Origin of the sequence: Catenuloplanes niger (genome assembly GCF_031458255.1) — a bacterium.
GTDB lineage: Bacteria > Actinomycetota > Actinomycetes > Mycobacteriales > Micromonosporaceae > Catenuloplanes > Catenuloplanes niger.
This window is the reverse complement of record NZ_JAVDYC010000001.1, coordinates 5,656,360-5,670,053: the sequence shown is the minus strand read 5'-3', so window position 1 is coordinate 5,670,053 and position 13,694 is coordinate 5,656,360. Positions and strand designations below refer to the sequence as shown.

Sequence of the window (13,694 nt, the reverse complement as noted above, 5' to 3'; positions counted from 1 at the left end):
CGCCTCCCGCTCGCGCAGCCGCTGCGCGCCGCGCCGCACGTCGCGCAGCGCGAGGTACTGCCGGCCGACCAGCGCGACCAGCACCAGGCAGCCGGCGACCGCGCCGACCGTACCGATGGCGCCGGTCCGCAGGGTCTGATAGGCGGTCGCGCCGGTCAGCACGACCATCGGCAGGAACACCACCGCGGCACCGCGCCGGGTGGTGTCGACCTCGGCCGGCTCCGGCTCGCGATCGGTGGCCCGGGCCGCGACCGCGATCACGGTCAGCCCCGCGGGCAGCACCAGCGCGCTGGCCAGCACCACGCCGGCCCACTGCTGGCAGACCCCACCGGAGATGCCGGCCCCGGCCAGCGCGGCCGCGGTGATGCCGGCGCCGACACCCACCGAACCGCCGCGCGGCCGGGGCATGCGCACCGACACCATCGTGGTCAGGCCGAACGCGAGCACGGCGACGCCCAGCGGCAGGAGCAGCAGCCAGCACTCCTCCGGGGTGAGCTCGCCCAGCAGCCGGGTCGGCGCGGTGACCAGCGACCAGCCCAGAAACCAGATCGAGCCGGCGATCGCCAGCCCGTCGAGGAGGTGTTGCAGCGCCGTGGCCCCGGTGTCCGCGGCGCCGGGCAACATCAGCATCCCGGCCAGCAGCGTCACCGCCCCGGCCACCATGCCGAACGCGATCAGCCGGGCCGCGGTCTGGCTGTGCGCGGTCAGCGCCACGCCCAGCCCGGCCACCGCGGCCAGCGCGATCAGCGCGCTGCCGGCGGCCAGCAGGTGATGCGCGTGCCGGCGGCGCCCGGCCCGGCGGCGCGCGGACGAGACGAGCATGACCGAGGCCGGCACGGCCGAGAGCGCGGCGGCGAGTGCGGCGATCCAGACACCAGGAGGTAGGTGCACGTATTCACTCTGCCGGATAAATGCCGGACCGTGGGGACAGCGTGTGCGAAGCGTGGTATTCCGGTCACGCAATCAGGTGGCGTTTAACACGTCGTCCCGCGTGGTGGACGTAAGGGGCGCCTAATGCTGCCGTCGCGTTTACCCCGGTGCAACACTGGGGTTCATGCCCCAGCTGCGGTCAAGGACCTCTACGCACGGCCGAACGATGGCCGGCGCCCGCGCTCTCTGGCGGGCCACCGGAATGACCGACGACGACTTCGGCAAGCCGATCGTCGCCATCGCGAACAGCTTCACGCAGTTCGTACCGGGTCACGTCCACCTCAAGGACCTCGGCGGCCTGGTCGCCGACGCGGTGGCCGAGGCCGGCGGCGTGGGGCGCGAGTTCAACACCATCGCCGTCGACGACGGCATCGCCATGGGCCACGCCGGCATGCTCTACTCGCTGCCCAGCCGCGAGCTGATCGCCGACGCCGTGGAGTACATGGTCAACGCGCACTGCGCCGACGCGCTCGTCTGCATCTCCAACTGCGACAAGATCACGCCGGGCATGCTGATGGCCGCGCTGCGGCTGAACATCCCGACCGTGTTCGTCTCCGGCGGCCCGATGGAGGCCGGCAAGACCGTCGCGGTCGAGGGCGTGGTGCACTCCAAGCTCGACCTGATCGACGCCATGGTCGCGTCCGTCGACGACCGGGTCTCCGACGCGCAGCTCGACACGATCGAGCGCTCCGCGTGCCCGACCTGCGGTTCCTGCTCCGGCATGTTCACCGCGAACTCGATGAACTGCCTGACCGAGGCGATCGGCCTGGCACTGCCCGGCAACGGTTCCACACTGGCCACGCACGCGGCCCGCAAGGACCTGTTCGTCGAGGCCGGCCGGCTGATCGTGGACATCGCGAAGCGCTACTACGACGGCGACGACGAGTCGCTGCTGCCGCGCGCGATCGCCAGCCGGCCCGCGTTCGAGAACGCGGTCGCGCTCGACGTCGCCATGGGCGGCTCGACGAACACGATCCTGCACCTGCTGGCCGCGGCGCGCGAGGCCGAGCTGGACTTCACGGTCGCGGACATCGACGCGGTGTCCCGCCGGGTGCCGTGCCTGTCCAAGGTCGCGCCGAACAGCCAGAAGTTCCACATGGAGGACGTGCACCGGGCCGGCGGCATCCCGGCGATCCTGGGCGAGCTCAACCGCGCGGGCCTGCTGCACAAGGACGTGCACTCGGTGCACTCGGCCACGCTCGACGGCTGGCTCGCCGACTGGGACGTGCGCTCCGGCAGCGCGCGGCCGGAGGCGATCGAGCTGTTCCACGCGGCGCCGGGCGGCGTCCGGACGACCGAGCCGTTCTCCACCGAGAACCGCTGGTCGACGCTGGACACGGACGCGGCCGAGGGGTGCATCCGGGACCTCGAGCACGCCTACACCGCGGACGGCGGCCTGGCCATCCTGTTCGGCAACATCGCGCCGGACGGGTGCGTGGTGAAGACCGCCGGCGTGCCGGAGGAGGTCTGGAAGTTCTCCGGGCCGGCGAAGGTCTTCGAGTCGCAGGACGACGCGGTCACCGGCATCCTCGGCAAGCAGGTCGTCGCCGGTGACGTCGTGGTGATCCGCTACGAGGGGCCGCGCGGCGGGCCGGGCATGCAGGAGATGCTCTACCCGACGTCGTTCCTGAAGGGCCGCGGTCTCGGCCGCGCCTGCGCGCTGATCACCGACGGCCGGTTCTCCGGCGGCACGTCCGGGCTGTCCATCGGGCACGTCTCGCCGGAGGCGGCGTCCGGCGGGCTGATCGCGCTGGTCGAGGAGGGCGACGAGATCGTCATCGACATCCCGAACCGGTCGATCAACCTCAACGTCGCGGAGGACGTGCTGGAGGCGCGCCGGATCGCGCAGGAGAAGCGGGACCGGCCGTACACGCCGGTCGATCGCGACCGTCCGGTCTCGGCGGCGCTGCGCGCCTACGCGTCCATGGCCACGTCCGCGTCCGACGGCGCATACCGGCGCGTTCCGTAGCGCACCCGTCGTGGTCCGCGCCGAGGGCGGGTGGCTGGGCCACCCGCCCTCGGCGTGTCAGGCGGTCAGTTGGCGGCGGAGGTCCGCGGAGTCGTGCAGCGCGGTCATCTGGATGAAGCGGCCGTCGGCGACCCGGTAGATGGCGTACTCGACGATCTCGAACGAGGCACCGGACGGCGGTACGCCCAGCCACTCCTTCGCCGGCGTACCGGTGTTGATCGCCCGGATCGCGATCCGGTCGCGGTCGAGCAGGAGTTCCCGGATCTCCCAGTGCAGATCGGGAACCGCGTCCACATCGTGGCGTTGCACCGCGAGGACGTCGTCGCGGGTGCCGGGCTCGCCGTTCAGCAGGACGCGGTCGGCGATGAACTCCTCCATCCGGTCGAATCGGTGGGCGTTGAGATCCGCGATGTAACGGGCGTACCAGGCGCGCAGTTCGTTCTCGGTCATGATCCGGCTACCAGGCCAGCACGCCGTGCTCGTCCTGCAGCGTGCCACTGGGGCCGCCCGGTGCCGCCGTGGCGAAGCGTGCCACGACCCCGGCCGTCTCGGCGACGGGACGGCCGATGCCGTACGCCGCGAGCAGGTCGGTGGCGGTGGTGCCGGGCTCCAGCGCGGTGAACCTGATGCCGGGGTGGGCCTTGGCGTACTGCACCGTGAGCATGGTGGCGGCGGCCTTGGACGCGGCGTAGAGCGCGGCCGGCATGCCGTGCTCGGGACGGTCCGGGTTGGTGACCGCCCAGAACGAGCCCATGCTGCTCGACACCGTGAGCACGGCGGGGTTCGCGGACCGGCTCAGCAGCGGCAGGGCGGCCTCGGTGACGCGGACGACGCCGACCGCGTTGGTGTCGAACGCCAGGAGCGCCTTCGGGCCGGTGATCGGGCCGTCCGCGAGGATGCCGGCGTTGTTGATCAGGAGGTCCAGGCGGCCCTCCGCGGCGTCGATCACGGCGAGGGCAGCCTGGACCGAGGCGTCGTCCGTGACGTCGAGCTGGACGAACCGGGCGCCGAGCGCGGCCGCGGCCGTCGCACCGCGCTCCGGGTCGCGGGCGCCGACGTACACGGTGTGGCCGGCCTCGATCAGCCGCTTGGTGGTCTCGAAGCCGATGCCCTTGTTGGCACCGGTGATCAGCGTGATGGACATGGGTCTCCTCGGATCGGCGCGATTTTGTACCGCTCGGTTGCATCACCACCGTAGCAATTTTTGTACCGATCAGTTAGCAACCTGGGCCACAATTTGTACCAAGCGGTAGAGTGGGGGCATGAGCACGCAGACGCCGGCCGCGGGGCGGCCACGGGCCTTCGACGAGGAGACGGTTCTCGACCGGGCCACCGAGGTCTTCTGGCGGCACGGCTACGAGGGAACGTCACTGACCGCGCTGACCGGCGCGATGGGGATCAACCGGCCGAGCCTCTACGCCACGTTCGGGAGCAAGGAGGAGCTGTTCACCCGCGTCTTCACCCGGTATCACGAGCGGCAGGTGACCCGCGCCCGGGCCGCGCTCGACCAGCCCACCGCCTATGCCTCGATCGAGGCGTTCCTGCGCGCCAGCGCGGACGGGCTGACCGCCGACGACCACCCCGCGGGCTGCCTCTCCATCCAGGGCGGCCTGGCCTGCTCGCCGGAGAACGCGCGCATCTCCGGCGTCCTCGCCACCGGCCGCGCCGCCACCGAGGCGGCCATCGCGGACCGCCTGACCCGGGCCGCGGCGGAGGGCGACCTGCCGGACGGCATGGACCCGCGCGCGACGGCCCGGTTCGTGATGGCGCTCAGCGAGGGCCACGCCGTGCACGCGGCCGCCGGCGCGAGCCGCGACGACCTCCAGGCCTCCGTCGACATGGCACTGCGCGCGATCGCGCTGCGCCCCTGAGAAGGCGACACCCGCGACATGTCGTCCTGCGGGCCGCCACCGGTGACGCCACGCTGAGCGCGGAGTTTCTCGATCGGCTGAGGCATGACCCGGACATCTACCCGTCCCCGGTGAGCCTGTGGGCGACGTGGATCTCTTGAAGGTGTGACGGCACTGTGCGCGAGCGCAACCACCGCGACCGGTGACGGCCCGGCGGCTGCGATCGGGTGAACGCGGTCAGCTGCCCTCGGCGCGGCCGAGGCGCCAGTAGCCCATGAAGGCGACGGCCCGGCGGTCGACGCCGCAGCCGGTCACCAGGTGGCGCCGGAGCGTCTTGATGACGGCGGCCTCGCCGGCCAGCCAGGCGTAGAGGCGGCTGGCGTCCGTGAGCGGGGCGCCGGTGGCATCGACCGGGACCTCCCACAGCAGGCCGTGGTCGACGTCGACGTCCTCGATGGTGGCGGGGGCGGTGGCGACCTGTGAGTCGCCGAGGATGCGGGCGGTGGCGTCCTCGACGGCCGGGATCAGGTAGGTGCCGTGGGCGGCGCCGTCGCGCGGGAGCCAGGTGACGGTGACGCCGGCCGGGGCGGTCACCGCGAAGTGGTCGCCGGTCTCCGGCACCTCGATGAACGCCTCCCCGCGCGCGTCCGCGGGCAGCTTGGCCAGGATGGCGGCGATCGCGGGCGCGGCGGTCTCGTCGCCGCCGAGCAGCAGGAAGTCGGCGTGCGCGGGCGGGCGGAAGTCGTAGCCGCCGTGCGGGCCGGGGTGGTCCGCGTTCGGCCCGAGCAGCGCGATCCGCGAGCCGGGGCGGGCGGTCAGCGCCCAGCGGGAGGCGGGACCGTGGTCGCCGTGCAGCACCATGTCGACGTCCACCTCGCGCAGGTCGGGGCGGACCTCGCGGATCGTGTACGTCCGGATCGGGTTGCGCTGCGCCTCGGGGAGCGCGCGCCACTCGCCGTACCAGTCCGGGCCCTTGGGCAGGGTGTCGAAGCCGGTCTCCGGCAGCGGCGGGATCAGCTTGAACCGCTGGTCGTAGCCCGTGGACGCGAAGCGGTCCAGGTCGTCGCCGGTGAGCGTGACGCGCAGGAAGCTCGGACTGATCCGTTCGACGCGGCGCACCTCGGTGACGAAGAAGCGCCAGGGTCGGACCGTCGTGTCGGGCTCGGCGGTCAGGGTCACGGTTCCTCCCGGTGATAGGCATGGCTAACCTAACAAAGGCACCGGGAGGAACAAAAGCCCTGCTACAGGTGTGACATGACCAACGCGGCGGCCCCGAGCAGTCCGGCGTCGCCGCCGAGCGTGCTGCGGTGCACCCGGACCCGTTTGATGTAGTCGAGGCCGGCCAGCGAGGAGATCGCGGCACGGATCGGGTCGAAGAGCAGGTCGCCGACGTTCGCGACGCCGCCGCCGATCACCACGTCGTCCAGGTCGAACAGGCCGGCCGTGGCCACGATGCCGGCGCCGACCGCCTGGCCGGACCGGCGGAACGCCTCCAGCGCGACCGGGTGGCCGGCCCGCGCGTCCGCGGCCAGCGCGATCGCGTCGGCCGTCGGCTGCGTGGTCACCCAGCCGTTCGCCCGGGCCCAGCGCACGATCGAGGTGCCGCTGCCGAGCACCTCGACGCAGCCGCGGCCGCCGCACGGGCAGTCCGGGCCGTCCAGCGACACCGGGATGTGGCCGATGTGCCCGGCGTTGCCGGTCGGGCCGAGGTAGACCCGGCCGTCCAGGACCAGGCCGCCGCCGACGCCGGTGGAGACCACGATGCCGAGGAGCGCGGCCGACGTGTAACCGCCCCAGCGGTACTCGCCGAGCGCCATGCACTGCCCGTCGCCGCCCAGGTAGGCCGGGCGGCCGGGCAGCACGTCGCGCAGCGCGTCCAGGATCCGGTAGCCGCGCCAGGCCACGATGTTGACCGGGCTGACCGTGCCCGCGTACGGGTCGAGCGGCCCGGCCGAGCCGACGCCGATGCCCCGCAGCTCGGACGCCGGGCCGGCGGCGGCGACCTGGTGCGCCAGGGCCACCAGCGCGCCGCCGACCTTGTCCGGGTCGTCCGTCGCCGGGGTGGGCACCACCGCGCGGTCGCGGATGGTGCCGTCGGGCGTGACCACGGCGGCGGCGAGCTTGGTGCCGCCGACGTCGATCGCGAGTACCGGTCCCGGGACGGATGTGCTCATCGTGCGGTGCCTCTCAAGGACGGACGTCGTTCACGCAGCGCAGGACCGGCCTCGCGGTCAGCCCGGCGGCGTCCAGCGTGGCGTCCGTGTGCACCCGGAACGTGGTGGTCTCTCCGGGGAGGAGCGTAACCAGCGCGGTGTCCACGACGGCGGCGGGATCGAGACGATCGGCCTGCAGCGTCAGGTCCCGGAGCACGGTGCGCGCGGTGACGGTCACGTCGTAGCCGCCGTCGACCGCGGCCACGTCCGTGGCGTACCCCGGCGCCGGGTAGGTGATGTCCCGGTCCTCGGCGAAGAACCAGAGCGCGCGGTCGGCACCGGCCGTGACGACGACCAGTTCGGCGGCCGGGTCGCCGGGCGTGACGACGTCCGGCGGCAGCGGGATCGTCACGGACGCCCGGGGCCGGACGTCGAGCGGGAAGACGGACTTGGCCAGGATCTCGCCGTCCAGCGAGCGGCGGGTCGCCTCGACCTCGCCGGTCCACGGTTCCCGGCCGTCGTTGACCGCGATCACCGCCGGGCCGTGCGGGCGCGGCTGCACGGTCAGCAGGCGGTCGGCGTAGCCGCGCCGGAGCGCGTACCACAGCGGCTTGCGCCGGCCGTCGCCGTCGATGGCGGACCACGAGGTGACCGGCCAGCAGTCGTTCAGCTGCCAGACCACCGAGCCCATGCAGTACGGCCGGAGCGAGCGGAAGTGCTCGACGCCGAGCGTGATCGCCCGCGCCTGGTTGACCTGGGTCAGGAAGTGCCAGTCGTCGAAGTCCCGGGGCGCGGGCAGATGGTCGTTCAGGCCCCGCTCCAGCTTGAGGTTCCCGTCGGCCGCCTTCTGGTGGTGGGCGATCCCCGGCGACGACGGCGTGAGCGGCTCGTCGCTGATCGCGCGGCGCAGCGTGGCGAACGCCGGCGGCGCCTGGAAGCCGAACTCGGCCACGAACCGCGGCCGGTAGTCGCGGTAGTGCGTGTAGTCGACCCGGTTCCACACGTCCCAGATGTGCATGGTCCCGCGGGACGGCTCGTTCGGGTGCACGTCGTGGCTGCCGGACCACGGGCTGCCGGGCCAGTAGGGACGCGTCGGGTCCAGCGCACCGACGATCTCCGGGAGCAGGTCGAAGTAGTAGCCGGCGCCCCAGGTGCGGTCACCGAGCGCGGGCTGCCAGTCCCAGTCGTGCCAGCCCCAGATGTTCTCGTTGTTGCCGGTCCAGGCGACCAGGCTGGGGTGGCTCGCGAGCCGGACCACGTTCTCCCGGGCCTCCGCGGCCACCTCGCCGGCCAGCGGCTCCTCCTCCGGGTACGCCGCGCAGGCGAACGGGAAGTCCTGGAGCACCAGCAGCCCCAGCTCGTCGCAGACCTCGTAGAACTCGTCCGACTCGTAGAGGCCGCCGCCCCAGACCCGGACCGTGTCCACGTTCGCCGCGACCGCCTCGGTCAGCCGGCCGGCGAGCCGCGCCCGGGTGATCCGGGTGACCAGCGCGTCGTCCGGGATCCAGTTGACGCCGCGGGCGAAGAGCGGCACGCCGTTGACCGCGAGCGTGAACGCGCCGTCCGTGGTGTCCAGCGCGACCGTGCGGAAGCCGACCCGGCGGTGCCACTCGTCCAGCGAGGTGCCGCCGATCGTGGTCAGCGCCACGTCGACCGGGTGCAGCGGCTGCTCGCCGAGGCTGTGCGGCCACCACAGCGCGGGCTGCGGCACGTCGAGGACCAGCACGGCCGTACCCTCGTCGGGTTCCAGGGTCTGTTCGACGCGGACGCCGCCCACGGACGCGGTCAGGATCAGCGGGTCCGCGCTCGCCCGTTCCACGTCGACGTGCAGCTCGATCCGGCCGTCGCCGGCCTCGGTGACGGTGACCAGCGGCCGGACCCGCGCGAGCCGGCCGCCGGCCCAGGTGTGCAGGCCGATCGGGCGCCAGATGCCGGCGGTGATCAGCGTGGGTCCCCAGTCCCAGCCGAAGCTGCAGGCCATCTTGCGGATGAAGTGGAACGGCTCCGGGTACGCGTTGGGCCGGTCGCCGAGCCGCTCGCGCTCCGCCTCCGCGTAGTTCTTGGCGGAGGTGAACGCGACGCGCAGCGTGTTCCGGCCGGGGGTGAGGTGTTCCCGGGCGTCGAACCGGTAGCCGCGGTGCATGTTCGCGGTCCGGCCGAGCTCGGTGCCGTTCAGCGTCAGCGCCGCGATCGTGTCCAGCCCGTCGCAGACCAGGTCGGTGCGCGGCGCCAGCTCGTCCGGCGCCCAGTCGAACGTGGTCTCGTAGACCCAGTCGGTGCGGCCGATCCACTCCTGGCGCACCTCGTTGTCGTCCAGGAACGGATCGTCGATCACCCCGGCGGCCAGCAGGTCGGTGTGCACACAACCGGGGACGCTCGCGTCCACGGAGTGTCCGGCCCCGGTCAGCGTCCAACCGTCGTGCAGCGCGCGGTACGAACCCATGTGCCTCATCCCTTGATGCCGGAGAGTGCGATGCCCCGGGTGAAGTGCTTCTGGAACGCCAGAAAGAAGATCACCGTCGGCAGCGACGTCAACAGCGATGCTGCCATGATCACGGCCATGTTGTTGGGATTGAACGCGTTCGACGCGTTCAGCCGGGAGAGCGCGACCGGCACGTTCGCCATCGTGTCGTCCTGCACGATGATCAGCGGCCAGAGGAAGTTGTTCCACTCGGCGAGCACCACGAAGATCGCCATCGCGGCCAGCGCCGGGCGCATCAGCGGCATCACCACCCGCCACCAGATCCGGAACTCGCCGGCGCCGTCCACCCGGGCCGCGTGCACCAGGTCGTCCGGGATCGAGCGCATGTACTGCACCAGGAAGAACACCACGAACGCCTTGGCCAGCGCCGGCACGATGTAGCCCGGGTAGCTGTTGAGCCACTCCAGGTTGCGCACGATCAGGTAGTTCGGCACCAGCGTGACCTGCCAGGGGATCATCATGGACGCGACCACCACCACGAAGATCACCCGGCGGCCGGGCAGGTCCATCTTGGTCAGCGCGTACGCGGCCAGCGCCGCGACCAGCAGCGACAGCACCGTGATCGCGGCGGCGACGAACAGGCTGTTGCCCATGAACCGCAGGAATCCCCCGGGTACGTCCGGGTAGCGCTGGAACAGCCCGGCGACGACCTGATCCGCGCGCACGCCCGGATCCCAGGCCGGCTCGTGGAACGCGTCCAGCGTCGGGTCGCCCGGTACGAAGCTCGGCGGGTTCCTCGTCAGCTCCGGCACCGGCTTGAACGCGGCCGACGCCATCCAGTAGAACGGCACCAGCATGGTCAGTCCGGCCAGGTAGAGCGGCAGCCGGATCAGCTCGCCCTTCAGTCGGGTCATCACAGCTCCCTCAGCGCGCGGGTGACCCGCAGCTGGATCATGCTGATCACGAAGATGATCAGGAAGAGCGTCCAGGCGATCGCGGACGCGTAGCCGAGCTGGAACTTCGTGAACCCCATGTCGTAGAGGTACGGCACCAGCATCAGGCCGCTGTCCTGCACGCCGCCGACGCTGCTCACCGCGCGGAACACGATGTAGACCGCCTCGAACACCTGGAACGCGCCGATCAGCCCGGTGATCACCACGTACGTGGTGACTGGTTTGAGCTGCGGCAACGTGATGTAGCAGAACTGCTGCCAGGCGCTCGCGCCGTCCAGCCGGCCGGCCTCGTAGAGCTCCTCCGGGATCGCGTTCAGCCCGGACACGAAGATCACCATGCCGTACCCGCAGCCGCCCCAGACCGCCATCACGACCAGCAGCGGGATGGTCCAGTGCGGCGTGGACAGCCAGGAGACCGGGTCCGCGCCGAACCAGGACAGCACCGTGTTGGCCAACCCGAACCGCTCGCCGGAGAAGATCCAGCGCCAGATCAGCATGACCGCGATGGTCGACGTGACGGACGGCAGGAAGAAGATCGTGCGCAGCACCCGGTCGCGCCAGGACGTGCCGCGGAACGCCAGCGCCAGGGCCAGCGCCGCGGCCGTGGTGAGCGTGACCGTGCAGCTCACGTAGATCAGTGAGTTGACCAGGCCGGTGCGGAACCGCGGGTCCTCGAACCAGAGCCGGCGGAAGTTCTCCAGGCCGACCCAGGACGGCGGCCGCACGCCGTTGAAGTCGGTGAACGCGAAGTACAGCGCGTTGAGCAGCGGCCAGACGAGAAATCCGGCGAAGAGCCCGGCAAAGGGCAGAAGCATGACATATCCGGGTACGGCGCGGCGCCACCGTGCCCGTTTCCCGGCTCCGGCGGGTTGCGCGGTGGACGGCTTCTCGATCAGCGCGGTGGTCATGACGTCCCTCCTCGGAATGCGGGGCCGCCGGGCGTCGCACGCCCGGCGGCCCGGGACGTCAGCCCAGGTTGCCCTGCATGACCGCGGCGGCCTCGGCCAGCGCGGTCCGCGGGTCGGCGTTGTCGTTCACCACGGCCTGCAGGCGCTTGCTGACCTCGGCGCCGCTGGTCTCCCAGCCCTTGCAGTTGGGCGGGCCGGTCACCGAGTTGAGCGTGGTCTGCAGCGTCTGCCGGAGGTTGTCGCTCGCGTTCGCCTTGGCCAGCAGCTCCGGGCGCGGCGAGATGTAGAGCTCGCCGCCGCGGGTGAACACCTCGCGCTGCAGAATCTCCACCGCCTCGTCCGTGTAGAGCCACTTCACGAAGTCGGCCGCGGCCTGCGGGTGCTCCGTGTACGACATGGCCCCGACGATCTTGCCGCCGACGAACGAGCCGGCCCCGGCCGGTCCGGTGGGCAGCGGCGCGGTCTGCCACTTGCCCTTCAGCTCCGGCTGGCCCGAGTCGAAGCCACCGGCCAGGTACGACGCGCCGATCGCCATCGCGTACTCCCCCTTGGCCAGGCCGGCGCCGACGTCCACGGTCGCCTTCGGCACGCCGTACTTCCGGTACTGGTCGGCCCAGGTGGTGGTGGCCAGCACGGCCTGCTCCGAGTTGATCGTCACCTGCGTGCAGTCGTCCGAGTAGAGCGAGCCGCCGGCCTGCTTCAGGTAGTTGAACCAGGGCAGCCACTCGAACGTGCCCCACTCCTCGACCAGCGGCGTCGGCACACCGGACGCCTTGAGCTTGTCGACCGCGGTGAACAGCTCGGCCCAGGTCGCCGGCGGCGCGCCGACGCCGGCCTTCTGCAGCAGGTCGGGGCGGTAGTAGAAGACGTACAGCGTCATGTCCATCGGGATGCCGTAGACGGCGCCGCCGGGCGAGGTGATCGAGTTCCACAGCTCGGGGCGGGTCTGCTGCTTCGCCTGCGAGACGTCGTACCCGTTCAGGTCGATCATGCCGCCGAGCTCGCCGAACTCGATGCCCCAGGAGAGGCCGCCGGAGACGATGTCCGGCCCGCTGCGCGAGGTGGCGGCGGTCAGCACCTTGGCGTGGCCGTCGTCCCAGGCGATCGCCTGCACCTTGATCGTGACGTCCTGGTGGAGCTCCTTGTAGCGGTCCGCGGCGACCTGCATCGCGGCCGCCTGCTCGTCGCTGCCGGTGTTCCAGAACAGCAGCTCGGCCGGGCCTTCCGCGTCCTGCCGCGGTGTCGTGCCGGTGCCGGTGGTGGTGCAGCCGGCGGCGAGGAGCATCGTCGCCAGGGCCGCGGCCAGTGTCCTTCTATGCATCATCGTGCCTCCGATCGATCGGGCGGATATCGATGGGGGTTGACTGAAACGAGTAAGCGCAGCCACCGTATTGAATGCAGCGATGCTCGTCAATACTGGCAGTTGTTTGCATTGACCAACGTGCACTTAACCGGGCAAGCTCAACACCCGTGAAGCGACCCACCATCGCGGACATCGCACGCCGGGCCGGCGTCTCCAAGGGCGCGGTGTCGTACGCGCTGAACGGCCAGCCCGGCGTCTCCGACACCACCCGGCGGCGGATCCTCGCCATCGCGGACGAGATCGGGTTCAGCCCGAGCAGCGCGGCCCGGGCACTCTCCGGGGCCAGGGCCCGCGCGGTCGGGCTGGCGCTCTGCCGGCCGGCCCGCACGCTCGGCATCGAACCGTTCTTCATGGGGCTGATCAGCGGCGTCGAGGCCGAGCTGTCCGCCCGGTCGTACGCGCTCACGCTCCAGGTGGTCGCGGACCCGGACGCGGAGATCGCGGTCTACCGCCGCTGGTGGGGCGAGCGCCGGGTGGACGGCGTGCTGCTCTGCGACCTGCGCACCGACGACCGCCGGGTGCCGGTGCTGGAGCAGTTGCAGCTGCCCGCGGTGGTGGTCGGCGGGCCGGACGGGACCGGCGCGCTGCCCGGCGTCTGGTCCGACGAGGCCGCCGCGCTCGCGGAGACCGTCGAATACCTGGTCGCGCTCGGCCACCGGCGCGTCGCCCGGGTCGGCGGGCTGCCCGAGCTGCAGCACACGCGGGTGCGCACGGACGCGTTCCGCGCGGTCTGCGCGCGCCTCGGCCTGGACCGCGGCGACACCGTCACGGTGCCGTCCGACTACACCGGCGAGGACGGCGCCCGCGCCACCCGGCGGCTGCTCAGCGCGGCCCGGCGGCCGACCGCGGTGATCTACGACAACGACGTGATGGCGATCGCCGGGCTGTCCGTCGCCCAGGAGATGGGCCTGACCGTGCCCGGCGACCTGTCCGTCGTGGCCTGGGACGACTCGCCGCTCTGCCGGCTGGTCCGGCCGCCGCTCACGGCGCTGAGCAGGGACATCCCGGCGTACGGCGGGCAGGCGGCCCGGCTGCTGCTGGACGCGGTGGCCGGCGTCCGGGTCGCGGCGGTACGGACGCCGACCGGGCACCTGACGCCGCGCGGAAGTACGGCACCGCCGCGGACCCCCTGAGCGCGTTCCGCAC

11 protein-coding genes are annotated in these 13,694 nt (G+C 72.0%); 3 read left to right on the top strand and 8 right to left on the bottom strand.

Annotated elements, in window-relative coordinates; translation table 11 throughout:
* Positions 1-1,054: 1,054 nt before the first annotated feature.
* Positions 1,055-2,899, top strand: a complete 1,845-nt coding sequence (gene ilvD, locus J2S44_RS25185; RefSeq protein ID WP_310418713.1) for a dihydroxy-acid dehydratase — start codon at positions 1,055-1,057, stop codon at positions 2,897-2,899.
* 57 nt (positions 2,900-2,956) lie between these two features.
* Here ilvD and J2S44_RS25180 read toward each other — a convergent pair whose 3' ends face one another.
* Both J2S44_RS25180 and J2S44_RS25175 read right to left on the bottom strand, forming a co-directional pair.
* Positions 2,957-3,349: an ester cyclase gene (locus tag J2S44_RS25180; RefSeq protein WP_310418710.1), complete on the bottom strand. Its 393-nt coding sequence runs from the start codon at positions 3,347-3,349 to the stop codon at positions 2,957-2,959.
* A gap of 7 nt (positions 3,350-3,356) precedes the next feature.
* Positions 3,357-4,043 carry an SDR family NAD(P)-dependent oxidoreductase gene (locus J2S44_RS25175; RefSeq protein ID WP_310418707.1) on the bottom strand — a complete coding sequence of 229 codons (687 nt, stop codon included), beginning with the start codon at positions 4,041-4,043 and terminating at the stop codon, positions 3,357-3,359.
* 118 nt (positions 4,044-4,161) lie between these two features.
* On the opposite strand from J2S44_RS25175, the gene J2S44_RS25170 reads away from it, so the two are divergent.
* The gene (locus J2S44_RS25170) at positions 4,162-4,770 is read left to right on the top strand and encodes a TetR/AcrR family transcriptional regulator (RefSeq protein WP_310418705.1); all 609 of its coding nucleotides are present in this window, start codon (positions 4,162-4,164) and stop codon (positions 4,768-4,770) included.
* Between the two features lie 216 nt (positions 4,771-4,986).
* Here J2S44_RS25170 and J2S44_RS25165 read toward each other — a convergent pair whose 3' ends face one another.
* The 6 genes from J2S44_RS25165 to J2S44_RS25140 form a co-directional block, all read right to left on the bottom strand.
* Positions 4,987-5,928, bottom strand: coding sequence for a siderophore-interacting protein (locus J2S44_RS25165; protein ID WP_310418703.1), 942 nt, complete (start codon positions 5,926-5,928; stop codon positions 4,987-4,989).
* Positions 5,929-5,990: 62 nt separating this feature from the next.
* Positions 5,991-6,923: an ROK family protein gene (locus J2S44_RS25160; protein WP_310418701.1), complete on the bottom strand. Its 933-nt coding sequence runs from the start codon at positions 6,921-6,923 to the stop codon at positions 5,991-5,993.
* 13 nt (positions 6,924-6,936) lie between these two features.
* Positions 6,937-9,345 carry a glycoside hydrolase family 2 protein gene (locus J2S44_RS25155; RefSeq protein WP_310418698.1) on the bottom strand — a complete coding sequence of 803 codons (2,409 nt, stop codon included), beginning with the start codon at positions 9,343-9,345 and terminating at the stop codon, positions 6,937-6,939.
* A 5-nt stretch (positions 9,346-9,350) separates the two neighbouring features.
* Positions 9,351-10,238, bottom strand: coding sequence for a carbohydrate ABC transporter permease (locus J2S44_RS25150; protein WP_310418696.1), 888 nt, complete (start codon positions 10,236-10,238; stop codon positions 9,351-9,353).
* Positions 10,238-11,185, bottom strand: coding sequence for a carbohydrate ABC transporter permease (locus J2S44_RS25145; protein WP_310418693.1), 948 nt, complete (start codon positions 11,183-11,185; stop codon positions 10,238-10,240). Before J2S44_RS25145 ends, J2S44_RS25150 begins: the two co-directional genes overlap by 1 nt.
* Positions 11,186-11,243: 58 nt before the next feature.
* Positions 11,244-12,509, bottom strand: a complete 1,266-nt coding sequence (locus J2S44_RS25140) for an extracellular solute-binding protein (protein WP_310418689.1) — start codon at positions 12,507-12,509, stop codon at positions 11,244-11,246.
* Positions 12,510-12,655: 146 nt separating this feature from the next.
* Here J2S44_RS25140 and J2S44_RS25135 point away from each other — a divergent pair, with 146 nt between their 5' ends.
* On the top strand, positions 12,656-13,681 hold the full coding sequence (locus J2S44_RS25135) for a LacI family DNA-binding transcriptional regulator (RefSeq protein WP_310418686.1): 1,026 nt from the start codon (positions 12,656-12,658) through the stop codon (positions 13,679-13,681).
* Positions 13,682-13,694 lie beyond the last annotated feature (13 nt).

What these genes read in the sequence shown, in the direction of transcription:
- ilvD (WP_310418713.1), top strand. Translation starts at nt 1,055, where the DNA reads ATGCCCCAGCTGCGGTCAAGGACCTCTACGCACGGCCGAACGATGGCC.
- J2S44_RS25180 (WP_310418710.1), bottom strand. Translation starts at nt 3,349, where the DNA reads ATGACCGAGAACGAACTGCGCGCCTGGTACGCCCGTTACATCGCGGAT.
- J2S44_RS25175 (WP_310418707.1), bottom strand. Translation starts at nt 4,043, where the DNA reads ATGTCCATCACGCTGATCACCGGTGCCAACAAGGGCATCGGCTTCGAG.
- J2S44_RS25170 (WP_310418705.1), top strand. Translation starts at nt 4,162, where the DNA reads ATGAGCACGCAGACGCCGGCCGCGGGGCGGCCACGGGCCTTCGACGAG.
- J2S44_RS25160 (WP_310418701.1), bottom strand. Translation starts at nt 6,923, where the DNA reads ATGAGCACATCCGTCCCGGGACCGGTACTCGCGATCGACGTCGGCGGC.
- J2S44_RS25155 (WP_310418698.1), bottom strand. Translation starts at nt 9,345, where the DNA reads ATGGGTTCGTACCGCGCGCTGCACGACGGTTGGACGCTGACCGGGGCC.
- J2S44_RS25150 (WP_310418696.1), bottom strand. Translation starts at nt 10,238, where the DNA reads ATGACCCGACTGAAGGGCGAGCTGATCCGGCTGCCGCTCTACCTGGCC.
- J2S44_RS25145 (WP_310418693.1), bottom strand. Translation starts at nt 11,185, where the DNA reads ATGACCACCGCGCTGATCGAGAAGCCGTCCACCGCGCAACCCGCCGGA.
- J2S44_RS25140 (WP_310418689.1), bottom strand. Translation starts at nt 12,509, where the DNA reads ATGATGCATAGAAGGACACTGGCCGCGGCCCTGGCGACGATGCTCCTC.